At 74.6% G+C, this 15643-nt stretch carries 9 protein-coding genes; 3 read left to right on the top strand and 6 right to left on the bottom strand.

What is annotated here, in order from left to right:
- Nucleotides 1-21: 21 nt before the first annotated feature.
- The 5 genes from Aph01nite_RS24185 to Aph01nite_RS24165 are packed head-to-tail and all read right to left on the bottom strand — an operon-like array spanning nt 22 to nt 11691.
- On the bottom strand, nt 22-3126 hold the full coding sequence (locus tag Aph01nite_RS24185) for a hypothetical protein (RefSeq protein ID WP_204043259.1): 3105 nt from the start codon (nt 3124-3126) through the stop codon (nt 22-24).
- On the bottom strand, nt 3126-4193 hold the full coding sequence (locus Aph01nite_RS24180) for a coiled-coil domain-containing protein (RefSeq protein ID WP_204043258.1): 1068 nt from the start codon (nt 4191-4193) through the stop codon (nt 3126-3128). The genes Aph01nite_RS24185 and Aph01nite_RS24180 overlap by 1 nt, the downstream gene beginning before the upstream one ends.
- Before the next feature lie 16 nt (nt 4194-4209).
- Nucleotides 4210-6486, bottom strand: coding sequence for a hypothetical protein (locus Aph01nite_RS24175; RefSeq protein WP_204043257.1), 2277 nt, complete (start codon nt 6484-6486; stop codon nt 4210-4212).
- Nucleotides 6483-9788: a DUF6603 domain-containing protein gene (locus tag Aph01nite_RS24170; protein ID WP_204043256.1), complete on the bottom strand. Its 3306-nt coding sequence runs from the start codon at nt 9786-9788 to the stop codon at nt 6483-6485. Before Aph01nite_RS24170 ends, Aph01nite_RS24175 begins: the two co-directional genes overlap by 4 nt.
- Before the next feature lies 1 nt (nt 9789).
- Nucleotides 9790-11691, bottom strand: a complete 1902-nt coding sequence (locus Aph01nite_RS24165; RefSeq protein ID WP_204043255.1) for a hypothetical protein — start codon at nt 11689-11691, stop codon at nt 9790-9792.
- Nucleotides 11692-11846: 155 nt separating this feature from the next.
- Between Aph01nite_RS24165 and Aph01nite_RS24160 the strand changes: the two genes are divergently transcribed.
- From Aph01nite_RS24160 to Aph01nite_RS24150, 3 genes are all read left to right on the top strand, one after another.
- Nucleotides 11847-13397 carry a gamma-glutamyltransferase family protein gene (locus Aph01nite_RS24160; RefSeq protein WP_204043254.1) on the top strand — a complete coding sequence of 517 codons (1551 nt, stop codon included), beginning with the start codon at nt 11847-11849 and terminating at the stop codon, nt 13395-13397.
- A 63-nt stretch (nt 13398-13460) separates the two neighbouring features.
- Nucleotides 13461-13976, top strand: coding sequence for a hypothetical protein (locus tag Aph01nite_RS24155; RefSeq protein WP_204043253.1), 516 nt, complete (start codon nt 13461-13463; stop codon nt 13974-13976).
- Nucleotides 13969-15213 (top strand): MAB_1171c family putative transporter, encoded by a 1245-nt coding sequence (locus tag Aph01nite_RS24150; RefSeq protein ID WP_204043252.1) that lies wholly within the window; start codon nt 13969-13971, stop codon nt 15211-15213. The genes Aph01nite_RS24155 and Aph01nite_RS24150 overlap by 8 nt, the downstream gene beginning before the upstream one ends.
- Here the strand turns inward: Aph01nite_RS24150 and Aph01nite_RS24145 are convergent.
- On the bottom strand, nt 15152-15580 hold the full coding sequence (locus tag Aph01nite_RS24145; RefSeq protein ID WP_204043251.1) for a helix-turn-helix domain-containing protein: 429 nt from the start codon (nt 15578-15580) through the stop codon (nt 15152-15154). The genes Aph01nite_RS24150 and Aph01nite_RS24145 overlap by 62 nt on opposite strands.
- Between the last annotated feature and the right edge of the window lie 63 nt (nt 15581-15643).

The raw sequence follows: 15643 nt of genomic DNA, 5'->3' as shown, positions 1-15643 counted from the left end.
AATCGGGGTCCGGAATCAGGGTCAGGGCAGGGTCACGCGGAACTGGGTGCGGCTTCCGGCCGGCCGGGCGGCTTCGGCTTGGGCCAGTTCCTGGGCGCGCTGCTGGATGGTGGCGTTCGCGGCGGCGATCCGCTGTTCGAGGTCGGCGGCGGGGGCGTACCGCAGGTCGGCGGCGTCCAGGCGGGCCTGCGCGGCTCGCAGTGCCTGTTCGGCGGCGTCGAGCCGCGCGCGGGCCTGTTCGGCCGTCTGCCGCAACTCGGCGAGGCGAGTCTTTGAGGCGGCCAGTACGGCCCTGCGCCGGTCGCGTTCGAGTTCCAGCGCCTCCAGTGCCGTACCGGTGCGGAAGCGGGTGAGTTTGCGGAACGGCGCGAGGTGGTGGAGCAGGCCGGCGTCGGCGAGGGCGCGTTCGAAGCCGTGCCCGAGGACCGCGGCGAGCGGCTGCCCGGAGCGTACGGCCGCGAGCACCCGCAACGCGCCGCGCAGCCGCCGCGACGACAGGTCCACGGCCAGCGGCAGCCGCCGCTCCGACTCCGGGCCGAGCGGCGCGAGCCGCCGCGCGCCGTCCTCCGCCACCCGCAGGTACGCCTCCGCGCCGCGGAGCAGGATGAGGACGCTGTGCCGCTCCGCGGGCGGGAGCATCGGCGAGCCTAAGTGGGCGCGCAACGCGGCGACCTCGGCGGCGGCGACCTCGACCCGAGCCGCCCAGGCCTTGCGGCGCTCGCCGAGGAAGGCCGACCGCAGGACGGCGGCGGTCGCCGCGTGCCCGACGGAGGGGGCGTGCAGGTGGCCGAGCGAACGCGGCTGGGTGCGCGGCGCGACGCCGGTGAGCCAGCCGACGGCGCCGACGACGGTCTCGCCGGGATGCGCCGCCCGCTGGGCGGTCAGCCGTTCGGCGGCGGCAGCCGTCACCCAGGCGTCGAACCGGTGCGACGCCGCGTCGAGCAGTTCGCAGAGCGTGCGGGCCAGTCGCTCGCGACCGGTGCTGGCGAGGGTCCGCAGTGCGGTGTCGACCGCGGTATCGACGGCGGCTTCGGCCGGTGCGGCCCGTTTGGCGGCGACCGCGATCCGGGCGAGCAGCGAGCCGGCTCGGACCTGTTCGGGCAGTGCGGGCAGGTCGGCCGCAGGGGTGTCCGCCAGCGTGATGAGCGCCTCGGCCGGGGCGGCCACGCCGTCCGCGGGACCGACGAGCGCGTCCAGGCCGTCGTAACCGCGCCCGTCCGCCGCTTCCGGGAGCCAGCGCAGCGAGGAGGCCGACTCGATCAGCAAGTCGTCCAGGTCCTCGGACTCGGTACGGGCCGGGCCGCCGCCGACGGGCCGGGGCGGCGCGCCCGGGTCGGTCGCGATCGCCGGGCCGGTCGCGGCGCCCCACTCGCGCAGCCACGGTTCGAGCGCGGCCGTGGTCTCTCCGGCGTCAGCGGCCCAGCGTCCGGGAGCTGTCACCGGCAGCACGCCGTAGGGCTGCCGGCCTACCCGGAAAGCGGGGAAAGGGCCGTCCGGGCGGACGAGTGGCCAGGCGTCGTCCGCGCCGAGCGAGCGGCGCAGCGCGCCCTGGGTCCCCAGCCCGACGAGCAGGCGAACCGCGTCAGGCACGCTGTCTCGGCCGGCGTCCGCCCCGGCGAGCCCGGCGAACGCGCGAACGGGAACACCGAGGGCCCCTGAGAGCCGTGCGGCCGCGGTCCTGGCCGCGCCTGCGGACGAGCCGAGCACGGCGTCGCCGGGCGCCGGCCCTTCTCCACGCGAGCCGGGTGCGTCATCGACGGTGACCGGTTCTCCCCCGGACGGTTCGCCTAGCGCGCGGCCGTCAGGCGTAACCGGTTCTTCCCCGGACGGTTCGCCTAGCGCGCGGCCGTCAGGCATGACCGGTTCTTCCCCGGACGGTTCGCCTAGCGCGCGGCCGTCAGGCATGACCGGTTCTTCCCCGGATGGCTCGAGTACCGCGCGGCCGTCAGCCGTGACCCGTTCTTCCCCGGACGGCTCGGATGCCGCCTCCTGGAGCGCGTGGACGTCAGTCGTGATCGGCTCCCCGAGGGGTGAGTCCAGGATGGCGTCGCGGACCGCGCGGGCGGCTCGTTCCTGGGCTTGGGGGCTGTGGGCGGAGCGCAGGGCCTCCGCGTTGTTCGTGGGGGTGTCGTCGGCGAGGAGTTCCGCTCCGGCCGATACCGCGTGCGCGGCCACCAGCGCCGTGAGCACGTCCGCCGCGGGAGCGTCCGGCCGTACGCCGCGGAGGCCGACCGCGACCAGCGTGTCGATCGGCCCGCGGCCGGGGGGCGGGTTCAGCCGTACCGCCATGCCGTTGGCGTGGGCCGCCGTGAGGTCGTTCCACCAAGCCGCTCCCGGGGCGTCGTCGACGGCGAGTTCCAGGTCGGGCGGGACCTGCGAGGACCAGGTGACATAGCGGGCGGGCGCTCCGGCCGGTGCCATGTCCAGGGGTGTTCCGCCGGCGAAGGCGACCACGGCGAACCTGTCCGGCAGCAGCCGGGCCAGGGCCGGACGTGGCAGCGGCCCGGGACGCGGCGTTCCGCCGTCGCCGTCCGGCCGGGCGACGTCGACCAGCCAGGCGGCCCGGGTTGGGCCGAACCGGCGGACGAGTTGCCGCCAGGTCTCCTCGGGGTCCGCCTCGACCGCGCCGGAACGCACCTGCCAGTAGTGCCCGGCCCAGCGGGACTCCTCGGCGGTGAGCGTCGGGTCGTGGGTGTCGACACTCAGTTCGTCAGGATAAATCCGCACATGCAGGCCGTCGTCGAGCCAGCGGGTCTGGAGCCGCAGGGGCAGCAGGACGAGCGGCGTCTCCGCCGCCGGGCCGCCGAGCAGCCGGGTGGTGGCCAGTTCGCGTGCGGCGGTGTAGTCGGCGAGCAGCCCCGAGATCTCATCGAGTTCGGCGGCCAATACGGCGAGCCGGGTGTCGTTCGCGGCGAGCGCGTCCCGGTCCCGGGCCAGCGGTTGGAGCAGCCGGCCAAGCCGGTCGGCGATGCCCTCCAGCGTGGCGAGGGACCGTTCGGCCGCCACCACCGCCGTGTCGGCGGCGTCCACGGCGGCCACCAGCTGGGTCTGGCGCTCCTCCCACTCTTCCAGCGCGTCCAGGTAGACACCGGGATCCTCGGCCGGGTCGTAGTCGCGTGGCCGCATCAGATCCTCCTGCGCTGATGGGTGGCGAGGGCCTGGACGGCGCGGGCCCGCGCGGTGACGGCCGCGTCGCGTGCGGCCCGTGCCGCGGCGACGCCCGCCAGGATGTCCGCGAGCCGGGCCGTCAGCTCGGCGTGCGGGCCTGTGAGGTCGTCCCGGCGATCAGCGGCCGGCTGGGGGCGCTGTGCGGCGTTCGCGCGTACGAGAGCGTCGATCGCCACGACGAGTGAGGGCACGGACGGCCGGGCGTCCGCGCCGAGCGCCGCCAGCACGTCAACGGTTTCGTCCACCGACCGGTACGACTCCGTCCTCGCGGCGACGGCCTCGGCCCGCTGGGCCAGGGTGGCGTGCCTGCGCGTGAGGGTATCGAGCAGGTCGGCCAGTTCGGCGTCCGCGGCACGCTCCAGGTCAGGCCGGTCGAGAGGTTCGGCGACGAGCCTCGCGGCCCGGTCGTCGAGCGCGTCGACTCGGGCGGAGGCGGCTTCCACCGCCGCCTTGGCCGACGGGATCCCGGCCTCGGCCGTCTGGAGGGCGGCGCGGGCGGCGATGAGCGCCAGCTGGGCGGCGTTCTCCTGCTGCCGGGCCTGCTCCGCCACGGCCAGCGCCGCCCCGACACCCGCCGCCGCGGTCCGCACGTCCGCCGCCGCGGCGGACACGGCGGCGTCCGCGCTCGCCACGGCGGCCGTGGCGTCGTTGACGGCCTTGACGAGCCTGGTCCGCTGCCGGTTCCACGCCACCCTGATCGGATCAGGACGGCCGATGACGGGCCCGTCGACCGGCTCGTCGGCAAGATGCTCGGCCAGCCTGCGCTGAGCCTCGGCGAGGGCCGTACGCGCCCCGGCCGCCTCGGCGTCGCGCGTGTCGAGGACCGCCTGGGCCGCCTGTCTCCGCTGTTCCGCGGCGGAGACCTCGCCGTCGGCGACGGAGACCTGCGCCCGGCGCCGGGCCAGGTCCCCCTGCCGGGCCTCGACCACCCCCACCGCGGCGTCCCTGGCGGCGACCGCCGCCTCGACCGCGGCCCTGGCACGGCCGACCGCCCGCAGCAGCACTTCGCGCACGTGCTCGAACATCACGGCTCCCCTGCGATCACGACGGCTGCTCCGGTTCTGGTGGCGGCGTCAGCCACAACGCCAGCGGGATACGCACCCGGAACGCCGGCTGCTGGACCGCGACCGCCGTCTGCGCGGCGTCGAGCGCCCATGTCGCGGTCGCCGCGGAACCCCGGGCGGCGGGCAGGGTGACACCGGCGAGCGGCCCGGCCATGGGGACGTGCGTACGGTCGGCGAGGTGGGGGTGCGACCAGTCGAGGTCCTGCCAGGACTGCGGGGGTTCCGCTGACACCTGGTCGTCCGCGGGGTTCGGAACGGGTGGATTCACCGGATCGGCGGGTGGGTCCGCGGGGGCCGGGATGGGCTGATCGACTGGTTCGGTGGGTGGGTCGTCGAGGCCGAAGCGGGTGTGGCTGACGGACTCCTGGATGATGACGGTCCAGGGGGTGGTTCCGGCTGGGGGTGGCTCCGTCGCGGCCGCGGTGGTGAGGGGGAAGCCGAGGAAGGTGGTGTCCGGGCCGATCCGGCCGGAGAAGGCGGGCAGGAGGAGTTCTTCGGTGCTGGCGGCCGTACGGGACAGGTAGATGGTGGCCGTGGGGAAGCGGCGCAGCAGGGCGCCGCGCAGGACCAGCACGATCTGGTCGCCGGGGCCGCTGTGTGAGCCGAGGGCGTCGTCGGCGTTCCAGCCGGCGAGGGCCGGGAGTCGATGCGCGGACGCTCCGCCCCAGAAGACGTCGAAGAAGGTGCCGTCCGCACGGACCGGGTAGCGCCGCCACTGGAGTTCCCTGGCCAGGGCGTGGTTGAGGCCGACGAGGAAGCTTTCGACGAATGCCTGGTTGGTCTCGGCGAGGGCGACCGTGTCGAGGGGCAGGTCGCCGACCGCGGGGAGGATCCATTCGGGGGCGATGCCGCGCAGCAGCGCGTAAGCCGGTCCCGGATAGTACGGCGCGAAACCTTCGGACGCGGGTGGTGTCGTGGTGACCGGGATTCCGTGCCGGTCGGCGAGCGAACCCGCGACCGCGGCGGCGAGTGCCGGGTCCGGCCCGGCGGTGGGTGCCGCCGGGCCGGACATCCGGCTGCTCATACTGCCCGTGATATGGCCAGTAGGAGAGTCGGTAATACGGTCGGGCGGAGGGCTGGTCGGGCGGGGGCGGGAGGTCGCTAGCTGGGACCAGGCCGTGTCGACGAGTTCTTCCTGGTTGACGGCCACCGCCCAGGCGGCCAGGCCGGCCGCGACACGCCGCCGGGGGTCGGTGTTGAGCGTGTCCAGCCAGCCCTGACCGCTGGGGGCCAGGGCGCTGCGGCCGTGCTGGTAGTCCTGGCCGTAGAGGGGAGGCCGCAGCTCGACCCCGGGCCCTGACCGGCTCACCGCCGTACGCAGTGACTCGGCGAGGACGTCGTCGGCCATCGGCGGTTCGTTCACGCCGACCGGCCGCAACGCGCCCTGCATGCCGGCTTCGGCGTCCGCCGACCCCGCCCGCGCTCCCCAGCCGGGCGCGCCGACCGCGAGTGGGCGCGAACCGGACGTGGACGGCAGCCGCCTGGGGCGCAGGCGCCGTACCAGCGACTCGAACGAGCCGCCGGGACCGGTCGTGAACGTCCACTGGACGTAGGCGGGCAGCGAGACGTCGCCGTCGCCGCCCCACGCGGGCGCGAGCGGGTCGGCGTCGGGCCCGGGGACGACCGCGTCCCGCCCGGCCGCGTACGCGGGCACGACGCAGGCGAGGTACCGGACCCCGCCCGCCAGCCGTCGCGGGCAGATCAGCCGGGCCACCGCGGCGCCGGCCGTCACGGGGTCGCCCACGTCGTGGGTCACCTGGACGTGCGCCCACGCCCACACCTCGCCGGGGTCGGGCAGTTCGGCGCCGGGGCAGCGCAGGACCGGCGTCCCCCCGGACTCCGCCACGGTCAGGGTGGCCCGCTCGGCGGGGACGACGACGAGCGCGAGCCAGGGGCGTACCCATTCGCGGGTCGCCTGTCCACCGGGCAGCGGAGCCGACCGTACGCCGTCGGGAGTGAACCGCCACGGCAGGTCGGGGCTGGCGAACTCCACGTACGGGAAGTAGGACGGCTCCGCGTCCGGGCACCCGTCGTACGGCTCCAGGCGGCCGACCTCGCGCGGGTCGATGCCGACGACGTCCCCGGGCCCGGCCAGCACCATCGGCACGGCCACCCGCCCGCGCCCGCCGTCGTCCCGCAGCCGCACCCCGGCCGGTACGGGGGCCCGCCCGGACCCGGCGGGCGGCGGGCCGGTCAGCGCCGCCGCGTACCCCGTCCGGTACCAGGGCAGGAAGCTGCGCCGGACGCCGGTCACGACGGCACCACCGCCAGGCCCGCGAGCCCGCCGGAGAGAGCGCTGAGCGCGTCCCGCTCGGCCCGCAGGAGGTCGGCCCCGCCGACGCCCGGAGGCGGCTCGGAGATTTCCGCCGAGAGATCGACGAGGTCCAGGGTCTCGAAGACCAGGTCGGTCGCGGCGACACGATCCACGGGCAGCGCGCGGGCGGCGTCCGGCCGGAACGCGACGCCCGCCGGCAGCAGCGCGAACGACGGCGCGGTGAGCTTCTCGTCCTCGCTCATCTCGGTGAACTGGGCCCGGGCGAACTGCTCGTGCAGCGGCACGGCGGTGAGCCCCGCGCCGCCCCCCAGGTCGAGGTCGAGGTCGTAGCTCCGCGGACCGGCGAGCGGCCGATGCACGCCGACCCGGGTGACGGTGGTGCCGAGCGGCGCGACCTTCTGCCGGACGGTCACCTCGGCCAGGGGATGCACGACCTCCTCCGAGGGCGTACCCGACGCGGCGAGCGTGACCCCGGGCGAGACATGCGCGGGCAGCGCGGCCGACCAGCTGGCGGGCCGGCTCAGTTCCTTCCACAGCAGGTCCAGCAGGTCGACCGCCGCCTGCGCGACCGGCTCCAGCGGATCGCCCACTGTGAAGTCCACGCCCGCCTCGACGGTGAACCACAGCACCGAGAACCGCACGGTCCCGACCACATGCCACGGCTGCGGCCCCGTGACCTCCAGCGCGAGCCGGGCCGAACAGAGCGTGCCCGCCGGAGTGAAGATCTTGATCCACGCTTCGAAGAGCACGTCGAGGCCGAACGGCGCCCACTGCACGAGCGCGTCGAAGGCCCCGCCGCCGTCCACGCCGAACCCGCCCGCCTCGGCGCGTACGCTGACTTTCGCGCCCAGCTGGATGGTGTTCGAGGTGATCGCCAGATAGGTCTCGAACCGGATCCGCGGGTTGTCGCCGCCGGAGAGGCTGAACGTCAGCCGCTCGAGGGCCCGCAGCCCGGCGGGCGGGGTGAAGCGCGGATGGAACCCGCCGACGGACATCAGGAACGTCGGGTCGCTGCCCCAGTTGAGCCGCAGCGCCAGGTCGCCCGTGAGCGTGAACTTCCACAGCCGAGAGTGATGCAGCGACGCGTCCAGGGCCAGTTCGCCCCGGCCGAGATCGAGGACCCCGATGGCGTCCACGTGCAGTTCGACGACCGGCTGATCCGGATCGGGCAGCGTCAGCGCCAGCGCGGCGAGCAGCACGGCACGCACCGGCTGGGGGATCTCCAGCAGCAGCGCGAGCCTGATCTTGACCACCGGCGGGCTGCCCCAGCCGATCTCGGCCAGCGGGCCGATGAGCAGCCGATCCGGCGCGAGCGGGAAGATCCGGTCCAGGGTCTGGATGATCCGCCCCGCGTTCGCCACCGGGTCCTTCGCGAACAGCACCGAGTCCAGGACGCCGCTGCTCAGCCCGGCCCGCACCGCCTCCACGTCGATGGTGCGGTTGAGCGCGATCAGGCCGCCGATCCCGGTGAGCACGAACCCCATGCCGAGCTGCACCGGGGTGAAGCCGTCGGCGGTGATGACGAGCAGGAGCGCGAAGCCGGGGCTGCCGTCGGGCAGCTTGGTGGTGACGAGCCCGATCACCTTGACCGAGACCGTCTCGACGATGGTCAGCTCGAAGACGCCCGCGTACCGGCCGGCTTCGGGGTCGAGCGCCAGGAATCCGCCACCCGACACGGCCGGGGTCTCGATGGCGAGTCCGATGCCGTTCGGCGGCCTGAACCCCACCTCCGCGTCGACGGGCCCGAGATTGCCGGCCGCCGCCTCCAGCATCCGCACCTGTACGCCCATGCCGTCCACGACCGCCGTGAACGGGCCGAGCCGCAGCGACACCGCCGCCCCCGCGTCAGCGACGAGCCCGTCCGTCCGCGCGGCGACCCGGACGGTGACCCTCTCGACGGCGACCGGCCCGAGTTCGAGCCCGAGCGGAACCGTCACCTCCAGCCCCGCCCCGCCGACGAAGTACGCCCCACGCCGGCTGGAGAACCCGAACCCGGCATCCACCACGAGCCGCAGATCCGGTACGGCACTGCGCAGGAACCCGTCCGACTCCCCCACCGCCACCCGCAGGACGGCCTGCTTCACCGCGAACTCGACCCGCAACTCCGGCGGCGCCCCGGCCTCGAACTCCGCGGACGCGGCGACCCCCACCGCCGTCACGAAGACCCCGGCCCCGTCACCGAACCGCAGCAGGGCCAGCTCGTCGGCGCTCTCCACCCGCCCGAACGCCACCCGGATCCGCCCGGCGGCCGACGCCCCGGTCCCGTCCAGATCGGCGAGCGCCTCGATGCCCCGCCCGGGCCGCGCCACCAGCCCGATCCCGCCGGAGGCGTCCAGACTGGCCGCGAACGACACCACCCAATCCCCCGACTCCCCGAGGGGCACCTCGACCCCCGCGCTACCCGCCGCGTACGGCACCAGCGCGAGCCCCTCCTGGACCGCGGGATCCCCCGGATCCGCGGGCAGGTGCGTCAGCGCGACCCCGATCTCCAGCCCGTCGTCCCCGTCCCGGAGATCCACCAGCGGCAGCCGGAGCGCGAGCGGCGGATCGACCTCGTCCAAATCGGGCACGGCCGACGCGAACCGCTCCAGCCGCCCCAGATCCTCCCCCGCCAGCTCGACCGGCAGCCCCAGGGACACGCCGAGGTCGAAGAGCCGCCGCAGCAGCACCTCCAGCCGGGGCTCCTCCCCGCCCCACCCGTACGCCTCCCGCCACCACCGCTCCGGATCGGTGACCAGCGTCACCAGCACCCGCGGATGGATCGCCCGGCGGATGTGCTCGGTGGTGAACGACGGCGGATCGGGCGGAACCGGCTCGACCTCCACCACGCCGAGCACCCGCAGCGCGTCCACGACCGCCGGAACCCGCTCCTCCAGCTGTTCGACGACGAGCCAGTCGAGCAGCCGCCGCGGCAGCGTCTCGGCCAGCCGCGTCGCGTCGGCGAAACCGGGATCCTGGCCTTCGGCCGCCTGCCGCGCCGCGGTGACGACGTTCCCGATCGCGACGGCCACGACGGCGACGAGGGCGCCCGCGCTCAGCAGCACCCGCGACGGGTCGGGCTCGTCCTCGTCCAGCGCCTCGGCGAGCGCGTCCAGCGCGGACGACACCGCCCCGATCACGCCCGGATCGAGACCGAGCCCGGCGAAGGCGAGCGGCGCGTCGATCCCCAGCTCATCCCGGGCGAACCGGTCGAGCGCCTCCTGGTCGGCGAGAACCGGCGCCAGCGACTCCACGGCGGCCCCGACCTCACCGGCCAGCCGGGCGACCGTCGGCTCGCTCACCTCACAACTCCCGGGGGCGCAGCACGGGCACCAGGTCGCGGTTCTCGGGCTTCGGGTCGAAGAACCACGTCCAGCCGGCGATGGTCGCCGGTTTCACGATCAGCGGCTCGGTGGCGGCGATGAGACCGTTCTTCCGTACGGGCCGCTTCTTGTTCAGGGCCGGCACCCACAAGGGGAACCACCCGCGGGTGCTGGTGCCGGACACGGTGGGATCCTCCTCGTACTCGACGAGCTGGTGCACGCGGACGAAGTCGCGCCGCGCGGGGTCGAGCCGGATCGCCTTCTCCTCCTCGTCCCCGGCCCAGGTCAGGTACCAGTCGGCGCGGCGGTGCCGGGGCGCGTAGGCGGAGGCGGCCGGCGGCGTCCTGCGCCGCAGCGTCACCCAGCCTTCGACGTCGATGCTCGTCACGCCCCCGGCCGTCGCGCGCGGCCGGCGCAGCACCAGGCCGGGAGTGGCCGCGACGTCCGCGCCGTCGTACGTGACGAGCCGCCCGGCGTGGTCGATCGCGGTGATCCGGCGGTCGGCGGCGAGGACGACGTCGGTGCGGCGGTCGGCGATCTCGACCCGCATCCCCACCCGCAGCCGGGCCACGGAGTCGACCTCGACCCGGTTGGGCCGGTCGCCGCGGACCACCGCCAGCCCGTCGACGTCGGCCCGCCGGCGCGTGAGCTCACGGTTGAACAGACCGATCATCGTCCGCCACATGCCGGGCTTGTCGTAGACGCGGGAGCCGTGCCCCTGCATGCGCAGCGACGGGTGCGACTGCACCACGATGGCGTTCTCCAGCCGCCAGACCCCGGCCACGGTCGCATGCTGGTAGGCGGGATGGTTGTAGACGATCACATGGTCGCCGGGCTGGAGGTCGGCCTCGCGTACCGGGCTGGACTCGAAGTACGCCGGTTCCTTCACGCCGCCGAGGAAACGCCCGTCCACGAAAGGCGCGTACAGCCGGATCCACCCGGCGGGCTTGCCGGCGCGGTCGGCGCCCAGCCAGCCCGGGGCGACGCCGCGTTTGCGGCGCGAGAAGACGAGCGCCTCCAGGTGCAGGGCGTGGATGACGTGGTCGCAGAAGATCAGGTTGCGCTGGAGGTAGTCGGCCGAGGGCGTGAACAGCGCCTCGATGGCCGTCTCCACGTCGGGCAGGTGGCCGTCGGTGTAGTACAGGTTGTACGAGCTGCCCGCCGCCCGCCACGCGGCCCTGGTGCCGATGTTGGTCCGGATGGGGCCGTGGAGGTGCTCTGACCCGCGCATGTACCACTCGTTCATGGGCGCGGCGCACCGGCCGGTGGTCGCGTCGGGGTGGCAGGCGGCCAGGAAGAGCGACTGCGGGACGCGCGGGTACTCGAAGATGCGCTCCAGGCCGTCCGGCCAGGGCCCGCCCGGCTGCGTGCGCGCCTGCGCGGTGAACCTGCGGTGGTCGGCGCGGCCGACGTCGTAGAGCATGCGCTCGGTGGTCCGCAGCCGCCGGTCGGTCAGCCGGTGTAGTCGTTCGATGTTCGCCGGGTCGGCGAGGGTGACGTCCTGGGCGGCGGCGGCGTACACGATCGTGGCCACCAGCCTGCGCCGCATGAGCCGGGGGTCGTTGGCGGGCGGCCGGGTGGAGACGCGTTCGCGGATGGTCGCCATGGCGAGGCTGAGGTGTTCGGGGTCGGTGCGGGCCCGCCGCCAGATCTCGTCGCGGGCGGCCCGTACGCGGGGGAGTTCGGCGGCGATCAGGCCGGCCGCGGTGACCGTGCCCGCGTCCGAGAGATCGCTCTTGCGGCGTGGGTCGGCCAGGGCCGGGTTCAGCTCGATCAGGCGGCGGGCACGCCGTACGACGAAATACCGCGTGTATCCGAGTTCGGGCTGTTTCAAGGTCTTCGCGACGATGGAGCGGTTTCGCAGCAGTGCGGCGATGGTCACCGCTGCCACCCCCTTGACGGAAACGCCCCTTCGCGGGGGAAGCGCCTGACCGGAGATCACCCGATTATCGCCGTCGTCCCGTTGGGCGTCCAGACGGACGAGACCGGCGCGGCACCCTGTTCCTCAGCGCGATCGGGAAAGCCTAATGTCCTGATATGACTAACACCCGCTACGCCGCGAACGGCATGGTTTGTACGGTTGACCACCTCGCCTCCTCCGCGGGGATCGCCACCCTTGACCGGGGCGGGAACGCCGCCGACGCGGCGGTGGCGGCCAACGCCGTGCTCGCGGTGACGGCGCCGCACATGTGCGGTCTGGGCGGAGACCTGTTCGCGCTGGTGCACGACGGCGACGGGGTGAGCGCGCTGAACGCCTCGGGACGCGCCGGCAGCGGCGCCGACCCGGGACGGCTGCGCGACGAGGGCCACGACCGCATGCCCCACCTGTACGACATCCGCTCCGTGCCCGTCCCCGGCTGCGTGGACGGCTGGCTGGCCCTGCACGGACGCTTCGGACGGCTCCCGCTCGACGTCGTCCTGGCTCCCGCCATCCGCCTGGCCACCGGCGGTTTCCCCGCGTCGCCGCTGCTCGTGCCCGGCGCGCCGTTCATCGGCTCGCTCCCGGGAGCGAGCGACTTCGCCGGGGTGCGGTCGGTGGGCGACGCCGTACGACGCCCGGGCGTGGCGCGGGCGCTGAACGCGATCGCGGCGAGCGGGCGCGCGGGCTTCTACCAGGGCGAGTTCGGCCAGGGCCTGCTCGCGCTCGGAGCCGGTGAGTACACCGAGGACGACCTGGCCAGGGTCAACGCCGACTGGGTGACCCCGCTGCGCGTCACCGCGTTCGGGCACGACGTGTGGACGATCCCGCCGAACTCGCAGGGCTACCTGCTGCTGCTCGCGCTCGGCGTCCTGGCGGGCTTCGACCTGCCCGGGGACCCGGCCGACCCGCGCTGGGCGCACCTGCTCGTGGAGGCCGCCCGCGCCGCCGGCCACGACCGCCTCGACGTACTGCACGAGGACGGCTGCGCCCCGCTCGACTCGGCTGCCGGCCGCCGCTCCCTCATCGACCCCGACCGCCGTACGGCCGGACTCGGCGGCGCGACCACCCGCGGCGACACCACCTACCTCTGCGCGGTGGACGGCGACGGCATGGGCGTCTCCCTCATCCAGTCCAACGCCGCCGGCTTCGGCAGCCTGCTCTTCGAGCCCGGCACCGGGATCAACGTCCACAACCGCGGCATCGGCTTCTCCCTCACCCCCGGCCACCCCGCCGAGTACGGCCCCGGCCGCCGCCCCCCGCACACCCTCTCCCCCGCGTTGATCACCCGCCCGGACGGCTCCCTGCGCACCGTCATCGGCACCATGGGCGGCGACGCCCAGCCCCAGATCCTGCTCCAGCTCGTCACCCGCCTGCTGGCCCACGGCCAGACCCCCGGCGAGGCGATCGGCGCACCCCGCTGGGTGCTCGGCGTCGACCAGAGCACCGGCTTCGACACCTGGCACGGCGGCGAACTCGTCGTCGAGGTCGAGGACGGTTCCGCCTGGGCCCCCGGCCTGGCCGAGCGCGGCCACCTGGTCCGCCACGAGCCGTACGGCGACAACTTCGGCCACGCGCACCTCATCGACGTGCTGCCCTCCGGCATGCTCGCCGGAGCGGCCGACCCGCGCGCCCGCATCGGCGCCGCCCTCGGCTCCGCGCCCGCCTGAGCGGATCCAGATCGGTGGCGCGGCCGAGCGCACAGGGGAGGCAAAGCTGCCAGGATGGTCGGCATGAGTCTCAAGCGGCTGCGCCGCCGCATCGAGGCCAGGGTCGGGGGGCTGCCGCTACCGGTGCCGTTCGACGTCAGGATGCTGTCCGAGCGGGTCGCCGAGCAGCGGGGGCGTCCCATCCGGCTGCTGCCGATGACGGGACACTGGGGCCTGTGGGGGTTGTGGGTCTCCGTCGACACCGCCGACATGATCTTCTATGAGGAGGCGACGACTCCTCCGCACCAGGATCACATCATCCTGCACGAGCTCTGCCACATCCTGTGCGACCACTACCCCACCCCGCTGGCCCCGGCCGAGCACGCCCGCCTCCTGCTGCCCGACCTCGACCCCGAGATGGTGCGCCGGGTGCTGGGCCGCACGGCGTACTCGGTGGTGGAGGAGCAGGAGGCCGAGCTGATGGCCTCGCTGATCTGGCAGCGCGCCCGGCATCCCGCGGCGCCGACGGCGACGGGCGTGCTGGTCGAGCGGCTGCACGCGGCGCTGGACTGGCCTGGCGCCGGGGGCGACCGTGGCTGACCTGCTCCGGCAGTACGGCCCGCCCGCCCTGGCCTGGGCTTTCGTGGTCTGGCGCGGACTGCTCGCGCGCAGGCATCCGAAGGATCCGGCGCGGCGCGACCTGTGGCTGGTGCTGGTCGCGCTGGCCCTGTCGCTCACCCTGCTCACCCCCGCCGTGTACGCCTTCGCCGGCGATGTCACCGGCATCCCCAACCTGGCCAGGCTGCTCGGCCACATCAGCATGCTGGTCGTGGCCTGGTCGGCCCAGGAGTTCCTGCGCCGCATGAGTGACGCCGCCGCGCGGCCGCGGACCTGGTCGGCGCGGCACGCCGGGATCCTGCTGGCCGTGATCGCGGCCATGGTCGCCCTGTTCGCGCTGGCCGCCACCCCGGTGGACGATTTCTCCTGGGCGAGCCGGTACGCGGCGCATCCGTGGATCCTGGAGTACTGGTTGGTCTACCTCGGCTACCTCGCGCCCGCCTTCGCGCACATGGCCCTGCTGGGCTGGCGCTACGCCCGGGTGACCACCGACGCCGTGCTGAGCCTGGGGCTGCGGCTGGTGGCCGTGGGCGCGCTGGGCGGGCTGGCGTACCACGTTCACCGGGCCCTGTCCATCGCGGGGCAGCGGCTGGGGTTCGGCTACCTGCCGCCGGGCGAGTTCGCCGTGGACGCGCTGCTGCCGCTGGCGGCGAACACGCTCGTCCTGGTGGGCGCGACCATGCCGGCCTGGGGCCGGTGGGCGGGCGTCGCCGACGCGCTCGACTGGCTCCGGCGTCACCGCGCCTACGGGCGGCTGCGCCCGCTGTGGCTGGCGCTCTACACGGCCGTGCCGCAGATCGCGCTCGCGCCGCCCGCGCCCGCCCTGCTGGACCTGCTGCCCCGGCGCGACCTGCGGTTACGGCTCTACCGGCGGGTGGTGGAGATCCGGGACGGCCGGCTGGCGCTGCAGCCGTACCTGGACCCGGCCGTCACCGCCGCCGCCCGCGACCGGGCGCTGCTGGAGGGGGTGCGGGAGGCGGACGTGCCCGCGGTCGCGGAGGCGGTGACCCTGGCCACGGCCGTACGGGCGAGCAGGGACAGGGAACCCGTGGCACCGACGGCCGCGCTGCCGGTGCCAGGGGGTGCCGACCTCGACAGCGACATCGACTTCCTGGTCCGGGTCGCGCGGGCCTACCGCCACGCGGACCCGGCGGGACTCACCCGTCGCCGTCGTCCGAGAGACCTTCCAGCTCGCGCACCCGCTCCACCATCTCGGTGATGGCGTTGAGGCTCTTCGGGGAGAGCCCGGCGGCGCGCAGCGCGATCTGCCGGACGGAGGCGTCGCGCATCGCGTTGAGCAGCGCCAGTTCGGCGTCGATGCGCTCGGTCGCGGTCTCGTCGAAAAAATAGGCGGGCGGCACGCCGAAGAACTTCGCCAGCGCCTCCAGGTGGCGTTTGGTGGGGTTGTCGCGGATGCCTTTGCGCAGCTGCCAGACGTACGTGGCGGAGATGGTCGGGCCGTCCTCCGCCCGGAGCGCGGCCGCGACCTCCTCGAACGTGTACTCCCCCCGGTCCGGGGGGTGCACGGAGCGGAACAGCCGGTCCAGTTTGTCCGCCAAGGAACGGCCCTGCGAGCTTTCAGGCATACTCCACCCTATCAACTCATGTGGGCGACCTCCTATGCGCTGACGTACACCAGTTGACGGACC

The organism is Acrocarpospora phusangensis, from assembly GCF_016862995.1.
GTDB classification, from domain to species: domain Bacteria; phylum Actinomycetota; class Actinomycetes; order Streptosporangiales; family Streptosporangiaceae; genus Acrocarpospora; species Acrocarpospora phusangensis.
Note: the sequence above shows the minus strand (reverse complement) of the source record. Positions and strands in the feature narration are given on the sequence as shown.

Excerpts from the sequence above, each read along its gene's own strand:
- Aph01nite_RS24185 (WP_204043259.1), bottom strand. The coding sequence starts at position 3,126 with ATGCGGCCACGCGACTACGACCCGGCCGAGGATCCCGGTGTCTACCTG.
- Aph01nite_RS24180 (WP_204043258.1), bottom strand. The coding sequence starts at position 4,193 with ATGTTCGAGCACGTGCGCGAAGTGCTGCTGCGGGCGGTCGGCCGTGCC.
- Aph01nite_RS24160 (WP_204043254.1), top strand. The coding sequence starts at position 11,847 with ATGACTAACACCCGCTACGCCGCGAACGGCATGGTTTGTACGGTTGAC.
- Aph01nite_RS24155 (WP_204043253.1), top strand. The coding sequence starts at position 13,461 with ATGAGTCTCAAGCGGCTGCGCCGCCGCATCGAGGCCAGGGTCGGGGGG.
- Aph01nite_RS24145 (WP_204043251.1), bottom strand. The coding sequence starts at position 15,580 with ATGCCTGAAAGCTCGCAGGGCCGTTCCTTGGCGGACAAACTGGACCGG.